At 62.9% G+C, this 17846-nt stretch carries 20 protein-coding genes and 2 tRNA genes; 13 read left to right on the top strand and 9 right to left on the bottom strand.

Features of this window, described 5'->3' with window-relative positions:
* The first annotated feature begins 4 nt into the window (after positions 1–4).
* Positions 5–727, top strand: a complete 723-nt coding sequence (locus AC4D6D_RS03890) for a helix-turn-helix domain-containing protein (RefSeq protein WP_491326586.1) — start codon at positions 5–7, stop codon at positions 725–727.
* 173 nt (positions 728–900) lie between these two features.
* Here the strand turns inward: AC4D6D_RS03890 and AC4D6D_RS03895 are convergent, their stop codons facing one another.
* The 3 genes from AC4D6D_RS03895 to AC4D6D_RS03905 form a co-directional block, all read right to left on the bottom strand.
* A complete protein-coding gene (locus tag AC4D6D_RS03895) occupies positions 901–1365 on the bottom strand; it encodes a hypothetical protein (RefSeq protein WP_491326587.1) in 465 nt (154 codons plus the stop codon).
* Positions 1362–2297 carry a ParA family protein gene (locus AC4D6D_RS03900; protein ID WP_491326588.1) on the bottom strand — a complete coding sequence of 312 codons (936 nt, stop codon included), beginning with the start codon at positions 2295–2297 and terminating at the stop codon, positions 1362–1364. Before AC4D6D_RS03900 ends, AC4D6D_RS03895 begins: the two co-directional genes overlap by 4 nt.
* Positions 2298–2664: 367 nt before the next feature.
* Positions 2665–3156, bottom strand: a complete 492-nt coding sequence (locus tag AC4D6D_RS03905; RefSeq protein WP_491326589.1) for a methylated-DNA--[protein]-cysteine S-methyltransferase — start codon at positions 3154–3156, stop codon at positions 2665–2667.
* Positions 3157–3312: 156 nt separating this feature from the next.
* Between AC4D6D_RS03905 and AC4D6D_RS03910 the strand changes: the two genes are divergently transcribed.
* A complete protein-coding gene (locus tag AC4D6D_RS03910) occupies positions 3313–3468 on the top strand; it encodes a hypothetical protein (RefSeq protein WP_491326590.1) in 156 nt (51 codons plus the stop codon).
* A gap of 61 nt (positions 3469–3529) precedes the next feature.
* Here AC4D6D_RS03910 and AC4D6D_RS03915 read toward each other — a convergent pair whose 3' ends face one another.
* The 4 genes from AC4D6D_RS03915 to AC4D6D_RS03930 all read right to left on the bottom strand — a co-directional run bounded on the left by AC4D6D_RS03915 (position 3530) and on the right by AC4D6D_RS03930 (position 7692).
* On the bottom strand, positions 3530–3946 hold the full coding sequence (locus AC4D6D_RS03915; protein ID WP_491326591.1) for a hypothetical protein: 417 nt from the start codon (positions 3944–3946) through the stop codon (positions 3530–3532).
* A 249-nt stretch (positions 3947–4195) separates the two neighbouring features.
* A complete protein-coding gene (locus tag AC4D6D_RS03920) occupies positions 4196–4609 on the bottom strand; it encodes a hypothetical protein (RefSeq protein ID WP_491326592.1) in 414 nt (137 codons plus the stop codon).
* 116 nt (positions 4610–4725) lie between these two features.
* On the bottom strand, positions 4726–6144 hold the full coding sequence (gene tldD, locus AC4D6D_RS03925) for a metalloprotease TldD (RefSeq protein WP_491326593.1): 1419 nt from the start codon (positions 6142–6144) through the stop codon (positions 4726–4728).
* Between the two features lie 222 nt (positions 6145–6366).
* Entirely contained in the window at positions 6367–7692 is a 1326-nt protein-coding gene (locus AC4D6D_RS03930; RefSeq protein ID WP_491327193.1) for a NupC/NupG family nucleoside CNT transporter, read from the bottom strand.
* Between the two features lie 103 nt (positions 7693–7795).
* On the opposite strand from AC4D6D_RS03930, the gene AC4D6D_RS03935 reads away from it, so the two are divergent.
* The 8 genes from AC4D6D_RS03935 (at position 7796) to AC4D6D_RS03970 (ending at position 13206) form a co-directional block, all read left to right on the top strand.
* Positions 7796–8473 carry a queuosine precursor transporter gene (locus AC4D6D_RS03935; protein WP_491326594.1) on the top strand — a complete coding sequence of 226 codons (678 nt, stop codon included), beginning with the start codon at positions 7796–7798 and terminating at the stop codon, positions 8471–8473.
* Between the two features lie 66 nt (positions 8474–8539).
* The gene (gene argB / locus AC4D6D_RS03940; protein WP_491326595.1) at positions 8540–9439 is read left to right on the top strand and encodes an acetylglutamate kinase; all 900 of its coding nucleotides are present in this window, start codon (positions 8540–8542) and stop codon (positions 9437–9439) included.
* A gap of 47 nt (positions 9440–9486) precedes the next feature.
* Positions 9487–10038 (top strand): hypothetical protein, encoded by a 552-nt coding sequence (locus AC4D6D_RS03945; RefSeq protein WP_491326596.1) that lies wholly within the window; start codon positions 9487–9489, stop codon positions 10036–10038.
* A 148-nt stretch (positions 10039–10186) separates the two neighbouring features.
* Positions 10187–10459 (top strand): YggT family protein, encoded by a 273-nt coding sequence (locus tag AC4D6D_RS03950; RefSeq protein ID WP_491326597.1) that lies wholly within the window; start codon positions 10187–10189, stop codon positions 10457–10459.
* Between the two features lies 1 nt (position 10460).
* The gene (gene folD / locus AC4D6D_RS03955) at positions 10461–11372 is read left to right on the top strand and encodes a bifunctional methylenetetrahydrofolate dehydrogenase/methenyltetrahydrofolate cyclohydrolase FolD (protein WP_491326598.1); all 912 of its coding nucleotides are present in this window, start codon (positions 10461–10463) and stop codon (positions 11370–11372) included.
* On the top strand, positions 11369–12103 hold the full coding sequence (locus AC4D6D_RS03960; protein ID WP_491326599.1) for a hypothetical protein: 735 nt from the start codon (positions 11369–11371) through the stop codon (positions 12101–12103). The genes folD and AC4D6D_RS03960 overlap by 4 nt, the downstream gene beginning before the upstream one ends.
* A 24-nt stretch (positions 12104–12127) precedes the next feature.
* Positions 12128–12763: a MarC family protein gene (locus AC4D6D_RS03965; protein WP_334181751.1), complete on the top strand. Its 636-nt coding sequence runs from the start codon at positions 12128–12130 to the stop codon at positions 12761–12763.
* A gap of 71 nt (positions 12764–12834) precedes the next feature.
* Positions 12835–13206 carry a hypothetical protein gene (locus AC4D6D_RS03970; RefSeq protein ID WP_491326600.1) on the top strand — a complete coding sequence of 124 codons (372 nt, stop codon included), beginning with the start codon at positions 12835–12837 and terminating at the stop codon, positions 13204–13206.
* Positions 13207–13318: 112 nt separating this feature from the next.
* Here AC4D6D_RS03970 and AC4D6D_RS03975 read toward each other — a convergent pair whose 3' ends face one another.
* Together AC4D6D_RS03975 and trxA are read right to left on the bottom strand one after the other, a co-directional pair.
* On the bottom strand, positions 13319–13930 hold the full coding sequence (locus tag AC4D6D_RS03975; protein WP_491326601.1) for an LON peptidase substrate-binding domain-containing protein: 612 nt from the start codon (positions 13928–13930) through the stop codon (positions 13319–13321).
* 1 nt (position 13931) lies between these two features.
* The gene (gene trxA, locus AC4D6D_RS03980; protein WP_491327194.1) at positions 13932–14834 is read right to left on the bottom strand and encodes a thioredoxin; all 903 of its coding nucleotides are present in this window, start codon (positions 14832–14834) and stop codon (positions 13932–13934) included.
* Between the two features lie 284 nt (positions 14835–15118).
* Between trxA and AC4D6D_RS03985 the strand changes: the two genes are divergently transcribed.
* From AC4D6D_RS03985 to AC4D6D_RS03995, 3 genes are all read left to right on the top strand, one after another.
* A tRNA-Gly gene (locus AC4D6D_RS03985) sits at positions 15119–15193 on the top strand.
* A 47-nt stretch (positions 15194–15240) separates the two neighbouring features.
* Positions 15241–15315, top strand: a tRNA-Gly gene (locus AC4D6D_RS03990).
* A gap of 129 nt (positions 15316–15444) precedes the next feature.
* Entirely contained in the window at positions 15445–17670 is a 2226-nt protein-coding gene (locus tag AC4D6D_RS03995; protein ID WP_491326602.1) for an O-linked N-acetylglucosamine transferase, SPINDLY family protein, read from the top strand.
* The last annotated feature ends 176 nt before the right edge of the window (positions 17671–17846 follow it).

Here is a 17846-nt window from a genome sequence, read left to right on the forward strand (position 1 = left end):
CCCTATGAACAAGCTGGGTATCGAAGAGCGCTGCCGCATCCTTCGACTTCTGTCGGGTGGCGAGAGAATTCGTGCTGTCGCGCAGCTAACCGGAGTGAGTAAGAATACGGTCGCCAAGCTGCTGACAGATGCTGGACGGGTTTGTGCGGCATACCACGATGCCAATGTGCGGAACGTGGCGACTGAGCATGTGAAAGTGAGCAAAATTTGGTCATTCACTTCGGCGGGGCAAAAGACCACCGAGGGCGAGGGGGGGGAGGATCATGGCACCGGGGGTGTGTGGAGCTGGTTCGCTATTGATGCCGAGAGTGGAATGATCCTGTCCTATATGGTTGGGGGCTGCGGTGGCGAGTATGCGTTGGAGCTATCAAAAGATCTCGCTTTGCGCCTCGCTGGTCGCGCTGAGGTTGCGGCCAGTGGCGGGGTGTCCATCGAGTTTGCAGAAGATCAGCTTCAGGATCCGCGTGGCTCAGCCAGCTATGATGAGCGGGGCTACCTCTCCATTCGGGGGGGGTGCTCATCACACCTTTCATCAATGAAGGCGAGTATCCACGCTGAGGCGCTGGCGTTACACGTGATGCATCATAATTTTGTTCGCGAAAGTGATGCGCACAGCGTCACTCCCGCAATGGCCGTCAGTGTCATTGATCGGCCTTGGGAGGTTGTCGACATTGTGAGGCTGATTGAAAGCGAGGAATTTAAGGCCACAAAAAAGGGCGGCCTTTAGAATGCCTGGCTGGTCCAGTCTGGGCGTGTCAGGATGAAATCCAGATGCAGATGCTGGGGTGAGGGCGTAATTTTGAGGTATCGCGCTTTCTGTGTCGCATTTCCTCGGTGCGGAGCGTCCATGCTTTGGATCGCTCCGCTCGCTTGGCCTCAAGCGATGAAATGCAGCAAAGTTTAAGAGGTGCGCGGCGCGCGTTTGGCTTCTTCGGTGATGATCGACAAAGATTCTTCATGTTGGAGGGCTGCAGAAATCATACTTATAATTTCTTCCCGTGGAACTCTCGCCATCCGCGATCTTGCGATACCAAACCGCTCACTTCCGACAGTGGACAAATCGGACTTGGTTAAGTCCGACCTTTTTAGAATGGCCTTCACGTCCTCGAGGGGAAGGGTCTGAAAGTCGATTTCGTCTTCAAAATCAAAACGACTTTGCTCGGTGAAGTTCGACAGCGTCTTTGCTGCAGGTGCGGCTTTCGCAGCGATTAAAATCGCTGCGATTTCCTGCAATGCCTCGCTCATCGCCGGGTTTCCAGTAAGCGGGTCGCGATTGATGGCGGCTAACTGCTTTAGGTATCTGCCTACGTCAGCTGCTGTAATATGCTTCCGACGTGCCTTCGACAGGGAAAATGGTCGCTTCATAGAGCGTCAATCCTTGCTTTCAGAGCGGCCGTCAACTGCTCATACATCGTGTGGAAGCCACGACTCCCTACGTTCTGCGTGTTTGCGCGATCGTACACTGGGACACCCTCCGCAAGCGCTTGCGACACGCCGGTGCCTGCTTCGATATATGGTCTAATGAGATAAGATTTCCAGTACCTTTGCAGTGATGCAAGATGCTGAGTGTGGTCGTCGGTGTAGCCAGACGTCGCTGGCCCATGAGTCTGAATTCGTGTGATTGCAACGCCGACTATTTTGGTGTCGGGCACATGCATTGCGCGTGGCGTGCCCATCGCAGCCAGAGCATTTAGGCGCGTATCGATTCCTGACTTTACCATTTGATAAAGGTGGGGTGCTCCGCGCTCCATAACAGCTTCGGGGATGACGGGTATAATATAGCCATGGCTTGCTGCAATGGCATTTTGCGAAACTATTTTCGTCGCCGGAGGGCAATCAAATATAATGTAATCAAATTCATTGTCGATGCCAGATTCTTCAAGCCAGCGGCATATTAGAGTGCGTTTGTTCCATTCGGATTGAATGGCGTTGCCATGGTGTGAGGCGGTGAGCTCAATTTCAATATCATCAAGCTGAAGGCTTGCCGGGACAATTTTCAAATTCTTATAATGCGCCGAACTAAGGTTAGTACTTGAAATGATCTCAGCGCCGGGCATCAATGGAGATTGGCCGACGAAGGGTTTGAAAACCTCATTCACGGTTTCATTTGCGTTCACCTTGGCATTCCACGCAGCGGCACCAAGGCATAGGATTGAGAGGCTGCTCTGGTGGTCCATATCAACCACTAGGACTCGAGCAGGCTTGTGAAATCGAACAAGGCCAGCAGCAAGTTGGAAGGCTAGAGTTGTTTTGCCAACGCCACCCTTGAAGTTGATGATGCTTATACGCTTAGCCATGTTCGAATCCCCCGTTGGCATTGAATTGAAAGCGTTTAGCCAGCCCATTCGAATGACGGAAGGGCTACTATGATTCATCGGTGTTTGAGGGGGCGACGTCGACCGCTCTAAATTTGAGCATCGCAAACTGAACCAATTCCCGGTGAGTGATCGGGCGCGCAAATGTGGCGCAGACCACGGAGGGATTTCCCCAGATATGAGGCCCGGTTACATGGTATAATTCATGGCATATGGCTTAGGCCATGCTAAAAAATGTAGGAATTAAGCCAAATAACTGGCGATTTGATAATCGAGTGGGAATGATCCCTGCCGTATTTTAAATTTGCGAAAGAGCCGGTGTCCTCAACGGATACCGGCTCTTTTCGTTTCAGAGCAGGAGTTTCGGGCCCTCCAGCTTCAGCAAAAAGGCCTTGGCCTCCAATCCTCCGGCAAATCCGGTAAGTGAACTGCTGGCGCCGACTACCCGGTGGCAGGGGGCGATGATCGAGATCGGATTTCGACCGTTTGCGGCGCCGACCGCGCGGCTGGCGGTGGGGTTGCCGAGGTTTCGGGCGATCTCGCCGTAGCTGCGGGTCTCGCCGAAGGGGATGGCCAGAAGCTGCGCCCAGACGCTCTTCTGGAAATCAGTACCGCGAAAGTCGAGCGGGAGGTCGAACGAACGGCGCTCTCCGGCAAAGTATTCGGCCAATTGCGCGGCGGTGCGCGTGAGGACCGGATGGTCGGCTTCGTCCTGCACATCGGCGAGCCTGACACGCGTGGGATCGTCGTTTTCCCAGAGTACGGCGACAAGTCCGGTCTCGCTGGCGATCAGGGTCAGTTCGCCCACCGGCGAGGGCATCGTGCTGCGGGCGAGGGCCATGCGGGTTTCCTTGCTTGTGTTCGGCTCGGCCATGGCAGGTACACGGCGGGCTAAGCGCTGCAAGGAATTCCTTGATTTTCGCAAGGCGTCGCGGCTGGGTCTATTACCTTGCCGTGGCCGCAAGCTTGCCGCCGCCGGGAGATCGCGCGGTTTCTCATGAAGAGCGCCAAGCAATGGCTGGCGGCGCGGGGATGCTTGAAGGCGCAATTGATGGTGCGGGGCGAAAACGCCGGGGCTCCGGGGTCCTACGCTGCGCTTGGTTACCCGGTGCAGGACGTGTTCACTCCGGGGCGGCGGTTCGACGATTGGTGATACAGGTAAAAGCGGTCGTGGCTTTGCGCCCGACCGCTTTCCCGGAACTGTAGCGTTCGTCTTACCTCGAAGCCGTGGTCTTCGGTTTCGTATAAGGCACGAAGTCCTGCAAGCCCACGAACCCGTTCCACATGCTCGGCATCGTCCGGTCGCGAAGCTGGACGGTGTCGAGACGGCAGAGCTGGCTCGAATAGAGCTTCGTGACCAGGATATCGTCCGAATCCAGCGTATCGGCGTTGGTCGGGCGGTTCACGTAATAAGTGCTGCCGACCCGGTAGACGATCGCCGTCTTGTCGATGATCTGCGTGCTCTGCGCCTGATTGAGCGGGATGCAGGTCACTGGCTTGCCAGCCACGCGGCCATCGAGGATCTTGGCGAGTTGCTGCTCGCCGGTCAGTTTCTGTTTGGCGTACACGGTGGGCGCGGCGAGCAGGCTGGCCGCGATCAGCGTGGCGCCGACGACATGCTTCACTGACATGGTCTTTACCTCACTTTCCCAACCCTAGATCGACGGTATGACACGGTTCGTCTGAACCTACGCTGAAATTTACAAAGAAAGCTCGGTCGAATTTTGTCTGTTCCTGACAGCTCGGCTGTATCCTGCTTCCGAAATGTGTGCGAGCCGCTAGAGCAGTCTCCGATCCGATCGTATTGGACCAACAGTTCCATGTTTTTGGTTCACGCATTTTCCGAGTTATCGGGTGTTTCCGCCCGATTAGAAAATTCTCTAGTCCGCGGATGCTGCTGTAGGCCGGGTGTATGGCACGAATTCCTGAAACTCTCCCAGGTCCGTCCAAATTATTCCCCCGCGATCGTCGAACGACTTCACGATATCGCCTCGGCAGAATTTCGAGGTGGAGGCATTGGTGCTCTGGGTAAGAAAGGAATCCCGAGAATCCAGTTTTGCAGGATTACTCGTTCTATTAACGTAAATCGTGCTGCCTATGCGATAGATGATGGCCGTCTTGTCGATTACTTTACGATCACCAATACGAAGAATGCATTGAACAGGTGTGCCGGATTCACGACCTTCCAGCAATCGAGCCAGTTGCTCGTCGCCGTTAAGGTGAGACCTTGCTTCTGCGGCGATTGGAGCATTTAAAGGGGCAATCGCCAATGTGAAGGCAAGCACATGTTTCATAACTATGACCCTTCCAGTGATGGTATGCATCGTATCACCGGAAGGTATTCTGAACAACGGAAAGAACCTCTATTGTAAAAAGTAGAAACATTCAAAATAAAGTTAAATTCTACGGCTTACGCCGTCCCACCGACGGTGATGCCTTCGATCAGCAGGGTCGGTTGGCCGACCCCTGCGGGCACGCTCTGGCCGCCCTTGCCGCAGACTCCGACGCCGCGATCGAGTTCGAGGTCATTGCCGATGCCGGTCACGCGGGTCAGCACCGAGGGGCCGTCGCCGATCAGGGTGGCGCCCTTGATCGGGGCGCCGAGCCTGCCGTTCTCCACCTTGTAGGCCTCGTTGCACGAGAATACGAACTTGCCCGAGACGATGTCGACCTGTCCGCCGCCCATCGACTTCACGAAGATGCCGTTCTTCATGCGCGACAGCAGCTCGGCGGGATCGTCGTTTCCGGCCTTCATGAACGTGTTGGTCATGCGGACCTGCGGGGCGTGGGCGTAGTTCTCGCGGCGGCCGTTGCCGGTCGATTGCACGCCCATCAGGCGCGCGTTCATGCGGTCCTGCATGTAGCCCTTGAGGATGCCATCCTCGATCAGCACGGTTTCCTGCGTCGGCGTGCCCTCGTCGTCGATCGAGAGCGAGCCGCGGCGATCGGCGATCGAGCCGTCGTCGACGATGGTGACGCCGGGCGCGGCGACGCGCTCGCCGATGCGGCCGGAGAAGGCGGAAGTGCCCTTGCGGTTGAAGTCACCCTCGAGGCCGTGGCCGACGGCTTCGTGGAGGATGACGCCGGGCCAGCCGGGGGCGAGCAGCACGGTCATCTCGCCCGCCGGGGCGTCCACGCTTTCGAGATTGACGAGCGCCTGGTTCAGGGCGGTGTCGATCGCGCGGTTCCAGTTGGCCGGGTCGAACAGCGAATCGTAGAGATGGCGACCGCCCATGCCGAATGAGCCGGTCTCGCGGCGGCCGTTGCTTTCGGCGACGATCGAGACGCTGAGGCGCACCAGCGGGCGCACGTCGGTGGCGATGAAGCCGTCGGGTCGCACGATCTCGATCACCGACCACTGGCCGGTCAGGCTGGCGCTGACTTGCGAGACGCGCGGATCGCGGGCGCGGGCGGCGGCGTCGATCGTCTCCAGCAGCTTCACCTTCTCCTCGAAGGGCACGAGGTCGAGCGGGGAGACGTGGGTGTAGAGGTGGCGGTTGCTCTTCTGCGGCGCCGGGGCGCGGACCGCGCCTGCGGGATCGAGCAGTTGCAGGGTTTCGCCCGCGCGGCGGATGGCGGCGGGGGAAATCTCGTTGGCGTGGGCGAAGCCGGTCATCTCGCCGGTGACGCCGCGCAGGCCGAAACCGGCGTCGCGCGAATAGTCGGCGGTTTTCAGGCGGCCGTCATCGAAGCCGAAAGCCTCGGTGGCCATGAACTGCATGTAGAGTTCGCCGTCCTCGCAATTGCGCAAGGTCTCGGCGGCGAGCGCCTGGGCGTCCTCGGGCGAAAGCTGGCGATAGAGGAGCGAGCGCGGATCGGTCATGGTCATGCCCCCGATATAGGCTGCGCGGGGCAAGAGGCAATAAAGGGAGTGGGGTTGGGCTATCGAGCCGGTGCCTGTTCCTCAATCTTATACCAAACCCGTCATTCCCGCGAAGGCGGGGATCCAGCTTGTTCTTGCGGCGTGGCGGAACGAAGCGGGCCCCCCGCCTTCGCGGGGGCGCCGGATTGGTTTTTGGCTTGCCTAGTGGCCTGAGTGGCGAGCGGTGGTTCAGGCCAGCCCGAGGAACAGGCCTGCCAGCGCGGCGCTCATCAGGTTCGACAGGCTGCCCGCACAGAGCGCGCGGACGCCGAGACGGGCGATGATCGGGCGCTGGTTCGGTGCGAGGCTGCCGGTCACCGCCATCTGGATCGCAATCGAGGAGAAGTTGGCAAAGCCGCAGAGCGCAAAGGTGACGACGGCCACCGTGCGCGGGGACAGCGCGGTCATCTGGCCGAGGTCGATGAAAGCGACGAACTCGTTGAGCACGATCTTGCTGCCGAACAGGCTGCCGGCCTGCATCGCCTCGTGCCAGTCCGGCGTGGCAAGCAGGTAGAAGACCGGGGCGAAGATATAGCCGAGCAGGCCCTGGAAGGTCACGTCGGCAAAGCCGAACAGGCTGCCGATCCAGCCGACGAGGCCGTTGGCGAGCGCGATCAGCGCCACGAAGGCGAGCACCATCGCGCCGACCGCAACCGCCAGCTTCACGCCGGTCTGGGCGCCCTGCGAGGCGGCCATGATGATGTTGGCGGGCTTTTCCTCTTCATGCTCGACCGCTTCGGGTTCGTCGACATGGACGCCGGGCAGGTGGGTCACGTCGGCGCGGTTGAGCGCGGCGGCGGCGGCGCCTGCCGGGGGCAGGGTGCCCTCGTGGACGTCAAGCTCGTCACCCGCGACCGGACGCGGATCGGGCATGATCATCTTCGCCATGAAGATACCGCCCGGCGCCGACATGAAGGCGGCGGCCACGAGGTAGTCGATGCGAATGCCCATCGACGCATAGGCGGCCAGGATCGTGCCCGCCACGCCCGCCAGGCCCACGCTCATCACGCAGAACAGCTGCGAGGGATTGAGACCGGCGAGATAGGGGCGGATCACCAAGGGCGCCTCGCTCTGGCCGACGAAGATGTTCGAGGCGGCGCAAAGGCTCTCGACCTTGCTGATCCCGGTGATTTTTTCCAGCCCGCCGCCGATCCAGCGGACCACCAGCGGCATGATCTTGAGATAATAGAGAATCGAGATCAGCGAGGCGAAGAAGATGATCACCGGCAGGGCCGAGATCGCGAAGCTGCGACCGCCGATCTCCGGGCTGGCGAGCGGGCCGAACAGGAAGTTCACCCCGGCATGGGCATAACCGAGCAGGCTTTCCACGCCCGAAGCCGCGCCGCCGAGCAGGTCCTTGCCGAGGGGAACGTAGAGCACGAGCGCGGCCAGACCGGCCTGCAAGGCGAATGCTGCACCTACCACCCGCAGGCGGATAGCCCGGCGGTTGGAGGAAAGAAGAAAGGCGACGGCCATGATGAGAACGATGCCGAGCAGGCTGTAGGCGACGTGCATCGTGCCCATTTCTCCGAAAATACGTGCTGAATCTGTGCGCAAACCTAGAGGGGCGCATCCATGACGGCTAGTGCAATTGTTCCGCGCCCGTTAGAGCATCGTCATGGAACCGCAAGCCCCTGCAAGCGCGCAATCCCGCGCCATCACCATTCCCCGCTCCATGTTCGTGTTCTCCACGCTCTATGGCGGGCTGGTCGTTCTGGCGGGTGTTCTGGGTATCAAGATCGCCTCGCTCGGCCAGTGGCCGGTGCTGGGAGACCTCGCGGTCGAATCGGGAATCTTCGCGTTTCTGCTGCTCGTGGTGCTGTCCAGCGCGGTGGCGGAACTGCACGGCACAACGGTGGCCAACCGGCTGGTGCGGTTCGGCTTCATTCCGCTGATCGTCTCCATGAGCCTGCTGACGCTGGTGATCCACGTCGTCCCGCCTGCCCCGTTCTGGGACGACCAGGACGCCTATGCCCGCCTCCTCGGCCAGGGCGCGCGCATGCAGTTCGCCGGGCTGGTCTCCTATGGCGTATCGCAGACACTCAACGTCACGGTGTTCGCGCGGCTTTCCGCCGGAAGCGAAGGACGGATGCTGATGCTGCGCGCCTGGATCGCCAGCCTGCTGTCGCAAGTCGTGGATACGCTGATCTTCATCACGATCTCCTTCGCGGGCGTGCTGCCGATCTGGGATATCATGGGCGGACAGATCATCGCCAAGCTGGTGCTCTCGACGATCATGGTGCCGCCGTTCATCTGGCTCTTCGTGAAGCTCGGTCGGAAACTCGACGGAGCGTGAAATAATTTGGCGGTTTGGTGCGGGAAACTGACTTTAAATTCTGAGCAGGGGGTCTAATAGCGCCCCATGCCGATTCCGCACGATCCCGCCATGCTCTCGAAAGCCGAGACGCTCGTCGATGCGCTGCCTTACTTGCAGCGTTATGCCGGTCGCACGTTCGTCGTGAAGTACGGCGGTCATGCCATGGGCGATCCCGAACTGGCGCGAGATTTCGCCGAGGACGTGGTCCTGCTCAAGGCCGTGGGCATCAACCCCGTGGTCGTTCACGGCGGCGGCCCGCAGATCGGCGCCATGCTCAAGACCATGGGCGTCGAATCGCGCTTCATCGATGGCCTGCGCGTGACCGACAAGGAAACCGCCAAAGTCGCCGAAATGGTGCTCTCGGGCGTCATCAACAAGGAAATCGTCGGCTGGATCGCCGAAGCCGGTGGCAAGGCCATGGGGATTTCCGGCAAGGACGGCGGCCTCGTCACCGCGAGCAAGGTGCAGCGCACCGCCAAGGATCCGGACAGCAATATCGAGCGCGTCGTCGATCTCGGCTTCGTGGGCGAGCCTGCGAAGATCGACATCGGCGTGATCGAGACGATCTCGGCGGCGGGCATGATTCCGGTCATCGCCCCGATCGCGCCGGGCGAGGACGGCCAGACCTACAATATCAATGCCGACACGATGGCCGGTGCTGTCGCCGCGGCGCTGGGTGCCTCGCGCCTGTTCCTGCTCACCGACGTGCGCGGCGTGCTCGACAAGCAGGGCGAACTGCTGACCGACCTGACGCCGTCCGATATCGTCAAGCTCCAGCAGGACGGCACGATCACGGGCGGCATGATCCCCAAGCTCGAAACCTGCATCCATGCGGTAGAGGCGGGCTGCGAGGCGGCCGTCGTGCTTGACGGGCGGGTTTCCCATGCCATGTTGCTGGAAATATTCACGCAGGAAGGTGCAGGCACGCTGATCCGGGCGGGCTGAACCGATCTGCAAGAGGAACTATCCGGCTGAAAGGCGTTTCAAGCCCCATGCGTAATACCGTCGTCATCGCCAGCGCCGTTTCGGCCCTCGCTCTCCTGCTCGCCGCGTGCAACCGGGAACCGATAGCCGAGCCCAGCAGCGATGCGACGATGGCGGCGAGCGAGGCTATCGCCGCTTCGGAAGAACCCAGCGGAGACGCGTCCGAAGCCGCCCAGAGCGGTCTCGCGGCCCAGCTCGACCAGACCGCGCTGGGCGAGCGGCGCGATCCCGAGCGGGTTCTGCGCTACTACATCAATGCCCTGCGCATCGGCGATTGGGACGATGCGGCCAAGGCCTGGACCCTCGACGCACAGATGACGCCGAACCGCCTTGCCGAGGAATTCGGCGGCGATGCCGGTCCCCGGATCGCGCTCGGCCGGGGCGATACCAGCACGGCGGCCGGTTCGATCTATTACGAGGCGCCGGTCGTGCTCGACTTCGCCGACGGCCGCCCCTCGCGCCGGGGCAGCATCGTCCTGCGCCGCGTCAACGACGTGCCGGGCGCTAGCGAGCAGCAGCTCAACTGGCGTATCGAACGGATGTCCACCGTAACCCGGTGATGGTTTGGACGGCGGCTCTGTAACCGAGTGTTGCGGTAAAGGGCCGGAACCATCCGGACCCGTTCCCGCGCTTGCTCCACCCGCCTTGCCTCGGCTATCAGGCGCAGGCTTCATTCCTCAGAAAGGCCCCACGCCCATGCTCGGCGGTGTGATCAACGCCCTTATCTACCTCGTCCAGATCCTGACCACGCTCGTGCTCGTCCAGTTCGTGCTCAGCCTGCTGATCTCTTTCAACGTGGTGAACCTGCACAACCGCTTCGTCGAGGCGATCTGGCGCGCGCTCAATGCGCTGCTCGATCCGATCCTCGGCCCGATCCGGCGGATCATGCCCAATACCGGCGGGATCGACTTCTCGCCGATGGTGCTGATCATCAGCCTCAACGTGATCATCATGATCCTCCAGCCGATGGCCTATGCCTGACATGACCGCAGCGAACATCATCGACGGCCCCATTATTGATGGAAAGGCCTTTGCCGAAGGCCTGCGCACCCGCATCGCTACCGTCGCCGCCGATTTCGAGGCGAAGGCCGGTCGCAAGGCAGGCCTCGCGGTCGTGCTCGTGGGCGAGGATCCGGCCAGCCAGGTCTATGTCCGCAACAAGGGCAAGCAGACCGTGGCGGCGGGCATGGAGAGTTTCGAGCACAAGCTGCCCGTCGACACCTCGGAAGCGGACCTGCTGGCCGTTGTAGAGCAGCTCAACGCCGATCCGGCGGTGGACGGTATCCTCGTCCAGCTGCCGCTGCCTGCGCACATGAACGAGCAGAAGGTCATCGCAACGATCAATCCCGACAAGGACGTGGACGGTTTCCATGTCGTCAATGTCGGGCGTCTTGCCACCGGGTTGCCGGGCTTCGTGCCCTGCACGCCGCTCGGCTGCGTGATGCTGCTGAAGGACCGGCTGGGTTCGCTTTCGGGACTCGACGCGGTGGTGATCGGTCGTTCGAACATCGTCGGCAAGCCGATGGCGCAACTTCTGATCGCCGAAAGCTGCACCGTCACCGTCGCGCATAGCCGTACCAAGGACCTCCCCGAGGTCGTGCGCCGCGCGGATATCGTGGTGGCTGCGGTGGGCCGTCCGGAGATGGTCAAGGGCGACTGGCTGAAGCCGGGCGCGACCGTGATCGACGTGGGCATCAACCGCGTTCCGGCTGCCGAAGAGGGCAAGACCAGACTGGTGGGCGATGTCGATTTCGCCTCGGCTGCCGAAGTGGCGGGGGCGATCACGCCGGTTCCGGGCGGCGTCGGGCCGATGACGATCGCCGTGCTGCTGCGCAACACTGTCGTCGCGGCGCACCGCAATGCCGGTCTCTCGCTGGACGAGAGCGCGCTTTGAACCGGGCGCTGCGCCGGGCGTTGACGGCTGCGGCGGGCGGGGTCGCCCTGATGGCGATCTCTGCCGCCCCGGCCGATGCCCGGCGCAGGCCGGACTATGCGCCCGGCGTGGGCACCGCCAATCCCAGCGCGCTCGTCGCCGCCGAGATCGCCTTTGCGCGGGCGGCGCGCGAGAAGGGCCAGTGGAAGGCCTTCGACGAATTCGCCGACGATGATGCGGTCATGTTCGTGCCCGAGCCGGTCCGCGCCAGGACCTGGCTCAGCGGACGCAAGGAACCGGCCGCGCCCGTGCAGTGGCAGGCCTCGCAGGTCTGGATGAGCTGCGACGGCACCATGGGCGTCACCAAGGGCGGTTGGCAGCAACCGGACGGCTCGGTCGGCTATTTCACGACAATCTGGCAGAAGCGCAAGAAGGGCGACTATCGCTGGGTGCTGGACCAGGGCGACAGCCTCGCGCAGGCGCTGCCGAATTCGGACATGCTCTCCGCCTCGGTCGCGGATTGCGCACGCTCCGGCGACAGGCCGGAACCCGGCGATGCGCTGATCGTCGAGGGCAAAGTGCCGGATGCGGCGCCGGGCATGGACGGCAAGGGGCGTTCGAAGGACGGCACCCTGCGCTGGAGCTATCACGTCAACGCGGACCATTCGCGTTCGCTGTCGGTCTCGCTGCTGAAGAACGGAACGATAACCGAAGTGCTGCGCAGCGACGTAGCCGCGCCCAAGGCGCAATAACGGGGCCAAGGGGCAAAAACGCGCATGTATGAAATCTTCCTCAGCGCCTTCGTCACGCTGTTCGTGGTGATCGACCCGCCGGGCTGCGCACCGATCTATGCCGGGCTTTCCGCCGACGCGAGCCGCTCGCAGGCGATTTCCATGGCCGCGCGCGCCTGCATGATCGCGACCGCCATCCTCGTGGTCTTCGCGCTGTTCGGCGCGCGGCTGCTGGGCGCGCTCCATATCGAACTCAACGCCTTCCGCATCGCGGGCGGCATCATGCTGTTCATGATCGCCATCGACATGGTCTTCGAAAAGCGCACCCAGCGCCGCGAGGAACGGGCCGAGAAGATCATCGCCCACCATGCCGAGACGCCCGAAGTGGATGACGTCTCGGTGTTCCCGATGGCGATGCCGATGCTGGCTGGACCGGGCTCGATCGCGACGATCATGCTGCTGACCTCGCGCGCGCACGGGATGGAGCAGACGCTCGCCGTGCTGGCGGCGATGATCGCCGTGATGGCGCTGAGCTTCGCCGCGCTTGCCGCTGCCGGACCGCTGATGCGGGTGCTGGGCGACAAGGTGGAGGCCGTGATCACGCGCCTTCTCGGCGTGCTGCTGGCGGCGCTCGCCGCGCAATATGTGATCGACGGGGTGAAGACGGTGCTGCTGCAATAGCGGCGGAATTCATCGCCGGTTCAGCGGTTTGAGAGCCAGTCTCACCCTTCTCTGCCGCAGAGGAGGGTGCGATGCTCCGTTTGCTGTCTGCCTGTTCCGCCGCAATGCTGTTGCTGGTCGCAGCCGGTACGGAGGCGCATATCGTGGGACCTCCTGCGCCGCGGCCGAGCAGTCCGCCTTATCGTGACATCCAGCAAAAGGCCGAGGCAGAGCGTTATCGTCTCGACCTTCGCAACGTCGACAGAGCGATCCGCGAAGGCCGTGAGTCCGGTCGTCTTTCGAAGCAGGACGCCAAGGCGCTGCGCAAGGAACGGCAGCAGATCGATTCGCTGGCGGAGCGCTACGGCAGCGACGGCCTGTCGCCGCGAGAAACCCAGGAACTCTACATGCGCGAGAGGGTGCTGGAGAGCCGGTCGAGGCTGCCGGGTAGCGGCAAGCGTTGAGCTTTGCGGTTAAGCAGAACCTGCCCCAGCCCACCGCGTCATCCTGAAACAAGTTCAGGATGACGGAGTGTTTGATCGTTGGCTGAAGCAACTCCGGCGCAGCCAAAGCGGCTTATTGCATGGTCACGCCGTCGTCATCGTCGTCCGAATGGCGACCGAAGAACTGCATCAGCTGCACCAGCAGTTCGCAGCGCGCGGGCAGGCTCTCGGCTTCGAGCAGGGCCTGCTTGGCGGCGGCGTCGAACGGCGCGATCTGCGAGACGCCGTTGATCAGCGCCAAGTCGTCGAGCCGGCCGACCTGGTCCCAGTCCACCGCATAGCCCTGGGCATCGGCGAATCGCTTCGCCTCGCGTTCGAAGCTGGCGCGTTCGATCGGGGCGAGCACTTCATCCTCGCGTTCGGGCAGGAGTTCGGCCTCGACCTGCCGGAACGGCGTCGTCACGTCGAGTTCGCGGGTGATGCGAAAGCGCGATTCGCCGGTCAGCACGATATTGAAGCGTCCGTCCTCCAGCGCCTCGACGTCCCCGATCCGCCCGAGGCAGCCGATCGTGAACAGCGGCGCGCCCTCGACCGGACGCTGCGGCTGGATCATGCCGATGCGCCGGTCGCGGGCGAGGGCGTCGCTCACCATCGCCCGGTAGCGGGGCTCGAAGATGTGGAGCGGCAGTTGCAGCCCCGGATAGAGCACCGCGCCCGGAAGCGGAAAGATGGTGATTCGCGCCACGTCAGCCGAACAGGACGGTGGAGAGCTTGCGGCGGGTCGCCGAGACCCACGGATCCTCCAAGCCCGTCGCCTCGAAGATCTGGAGCAGCTTGGCGCGCGCGGCGCCCTCGTTCCATTCGCGGTCGGCCGCTACCATGCGCAGCAGCGTGTCGGCGGCGGCATCGCGCTCACCGGCGGCGAATGCGGCATTGGCGAAAGCGAGCTGGGCGTCCATGTCGGCCGGACGCTCGGCGGCGGCGGCGCGCAGGGCGGCGAGTTCGCTGTCCTCGGGCTTGTCCTTGGCGAGCGTCAGCGCCGAACGGGCGCGTTCTACCAGCAGATCGGCGGCAAGCGCCGGTTCGAGGCTGGCCAGCACCTGCTCGGCTTCCTCGATGCGTCCGGCCAGCACCAGCGCGCGCACGAATCCGGCAACGACTTCGGCGTTCTCCGGCGCCAGTTCGAGGATCTGCATGAAGACTGCGGTGGCGCGCTCGCCGTCGCCTTCGGACAGGGCTTCCTCGCCCATGGCGATCAGCGGGGCGAGGTCCTGCTGCGGCTCGGCGCCGCCCGGCTGGACCGGAAGCTGCGACAGCAGCTGGTCCAGAGTCTGCTTCAGCTGCGATTCGGTACGGGCACTGGTCAGGTCCGCCACCGGCTGCCCCTGGAAGATCGCATAGACCGTCGGGATCGAGCGCACCTGGAACTGCGACGCGATGAACTGCTCTTCATCGACATTGACCTTGGCGAGGACCACGCCCTTGTCGGCATATTCTGCGGCCACCTTTTCCAGCACCGGCGTCAGCGCCTTGCAGGGGCCGCACCATTCGGCCCAGAAATCGAGGATCACCAACTGCGTCATCGACGGTTCGGCCACCGTCTTGCGGAACCGGTCGACCGCCTTCTGTTCGTCGAGGTTGAGACCCATGCTGGCCAAGATACGTGCTCCCGTAAAAACGAATGGCGTGAAAAAGCGAATGGCACCCTAGATCGTCCTTCGGGAAGGATTTGTGAAGGGTCGTTGTCGGTTTAGGTTGGCGGGCGCCGAGAGGGGCAGTGCGACCCGCGTGGCACCGCTAACCCCGAAAATCGCGATATTACGGGATTTTGAAAATTCTTTCGATTTTCCTCTTGCAGGCCCCAAAAGGCACTGCTAGTGGCGCGCCTCCACCCCGGACCTGCCGGTTACTCCAGCAGGTCTCGAACGTCAGAGCGGGCGTAGCTCAGGGGTAGAGCACAACCTTGCCAAGGTTGGGGTCGAGGGTTCGAATCCCTTCGCCCGCTCCAGTTCACATAGGGATTTCCGGTCCGCCGGAAGTCTCCGAAACGCCAGAGCGGGCGTAGCTCAGGGGTAGAGCACAACCTTGCCAAGGTTGGGGTCGAGGGTTCGAATCCCTTCGCCCGCTCCAGTTTCCTTTCGTGGAAATCCAGACATCTTCACAGGCTGAAATTCGCGCTAAGCGAATTCCCTGATTCGCGCGTAGATGCGGCGTGAACCTCGTTCGCCTACTCCGGCCCCGGCATGCCGTGGAGGGAACGTGAGCGGGTTGGAAGCGCTGCTGATCAAGGCCAGAGGCGCAGCCCGGCGCGGCGAGACCGCTGCGGCGCGGGCGCTCTATCATGAGGCATTGACCCGCTTTCCCCGCAACGGCCGGGCGCGCGCGGCGCTGGAGACGCTCGACGGTGCGCAGGCCGATCCCGCCCCGGCGCAGTTGGAGGCGATGATTTCCGCCTACCGCGCAGGCCGCATGGCCGAGGCCGCACGCGAGGGCGAGAAGCTGGCCGCCGGGTTTCCGCAGAGCTTCACCGTCCACAACCTGCAAGGCGCCGCCTTCCTCGCACTGGGCGCGTTTCCCGCCGCCGAGGCCGCCTTCCGCCGGGCCGTCGAAGCCGATCCCGGCGCAGCAGCCTGCCGCAACAATCTGGCTATCGCGCTGCGCCGCCAGAATCGATTCGCCGAAGCAGAGGATATCTATCGCGAGGTGATCGCCCGCCATCCCGGCTATGCCGACGCGTGGTTCAATCTCGCAAACCTGCTGGACGTTAAGGAACGCCATGCCGAAGCGGAAGAAGGCTTCGCGCAAACCGTCGCTCTCGATCCCGGTTATACCGAGGCGCATTACAACCTCGGCAACCTGCTGGCCAAGCGCGGTGCGCGGCTGGACGCGGTTGCGGCCTATCGCCGTGCTCTGGCGCTGAAACCGGATCATGCGCTCGCCTGGAACAATCTGGGCGGCGAACTCCTGCTGCTGGACCGGCTGGATGACGCGCTGGCCGCCTACGCTCAGGCGCTGGAGGCCGATCCGCGCAATACCCAAGCCATCGTCAATCGCGGCAAGGCGCTCGTGCTCAAGGGTGAACTTCCCGAGGCTATCGCTGCTTTCCGCAAGGCCTATGCGCTCGATCCGGAGGACCGTTCGGCATTGCTACAGGCGCTGTTCGAGGAAGCGCATATCTGCGACTGGAGCCACCGCGCCGAGTTCACATGGACGGATGGCCCCGCCGCTGCCGCCGTCCAGCCCTTCGCGGCGCTGCCGTTCGTGGACGATCCGGCGCACCAGTATCGCCGCTCGCTGGCCTGCGCGGCCGTGAAGTTCGGCCCCCCGCCGCAAACCCTTCCCGATCCGGCGCCATCCGCCGATGGACGCATCCGCATCGGCTATTTCTCGGCCGACTTCCACGACCACGCGACGATGTACCTGATGAGCGGCCTGTTCCGCGAACACGACCGCACCCGCTTCGATATCCGTTTCTACAGTTACGGCCCGCGCTGCGATGGCGATGCCTCGCGGGTGGGGCTGCGCAGCCATGCCGATGCCTTCACCGAGATCGGCCACATGACCGATGCCGAAGCCGTCGCTCAGGCCAGAGCGGACGGCCTCGACATCGCCGTCGACCTCAAGGGCTATACGCGCGGCACCCGCACCGCGATGTTCGGACGAAGGCTCGCGCCCGTGCAGGTGAGCTACATGGGCTACCCCGGCACCGTCGGCCACGCCTGCATGGACTACTTCATCGCCGACGCCCTGGCCTTGCCACCGGGCGGCGAGGGCTGGTTCACCGAAAAGATCGTCCGACTGCCCCATTGCTACCAAGCCAACGACGACCGCCGCGCAATCATACCCGACACGCGCGGTCGCAAGGGCCGGGGCCTGCCAGAGCGCGGCTTCGTATTCTGCTGCTTCAACCACACCTACAAGATCGACCCCGAGGCGTTCGATATCTGGATGCGGCTGCTAAATCGGGTCGAAGGCAGCACACTCTGGCTTCTGCGCTCGAACCGCTGGGCGGAGGAAAACCTGCGGCGCGAAGCGGCTGCGCGGGGCGTCGATCCGGCGAGGCTGGTGTTCTCCCCCGGCGTTCCGCACGGCGAGCATCTCGGGCGCCTTATGCTGGCGGACCTGTTCCTCGATACCTTTGCCGTGAATGCGCATACGACCGCCAGCGACGCACTCTGGGCCGGATTGCCGGTGCTGACGATGCCGGGGCGCCAGTTCGCCGCACGGGTGGCGGCGAGCCTCGTCCACGCGGTGGGACTGCCGGAACTGGCAGTGCCGGACCGGGCCTCCTACGAAGCGACCGCACTTGAGCTGGCCCACGATCCGCGCGGGCTGCGCGATCTTCGCGAACGTCTCGCCGTCAATCGGTTGACTTCGCCGCTGTTCCGCACTGCCGACTATGCGCGGCGGGTGGAGGCGGCGTTTACGGAGATGCAGCGGCGGCGGTTGGCCGGGCTTTTGCCGGATCATTTCGAGATAGAATAGAAAAGAGGAAGTCCTGGGGGATGATCCCCCAGACCCTCGAAATGTCTACCTCGCGCACCGCCTATCCGTAGTGCGCTCCTTGCGGCGCAGCCAATATGTCTCCCGACGCAGCCATGGGCGCACGACGGATAATTCGCACCTGACCTCGACAGTAATGGGGTGCAGGGGTTTTGACC

This window comes from Novosphingobium sp. BF6 (genome assembly GCF_058273105.1).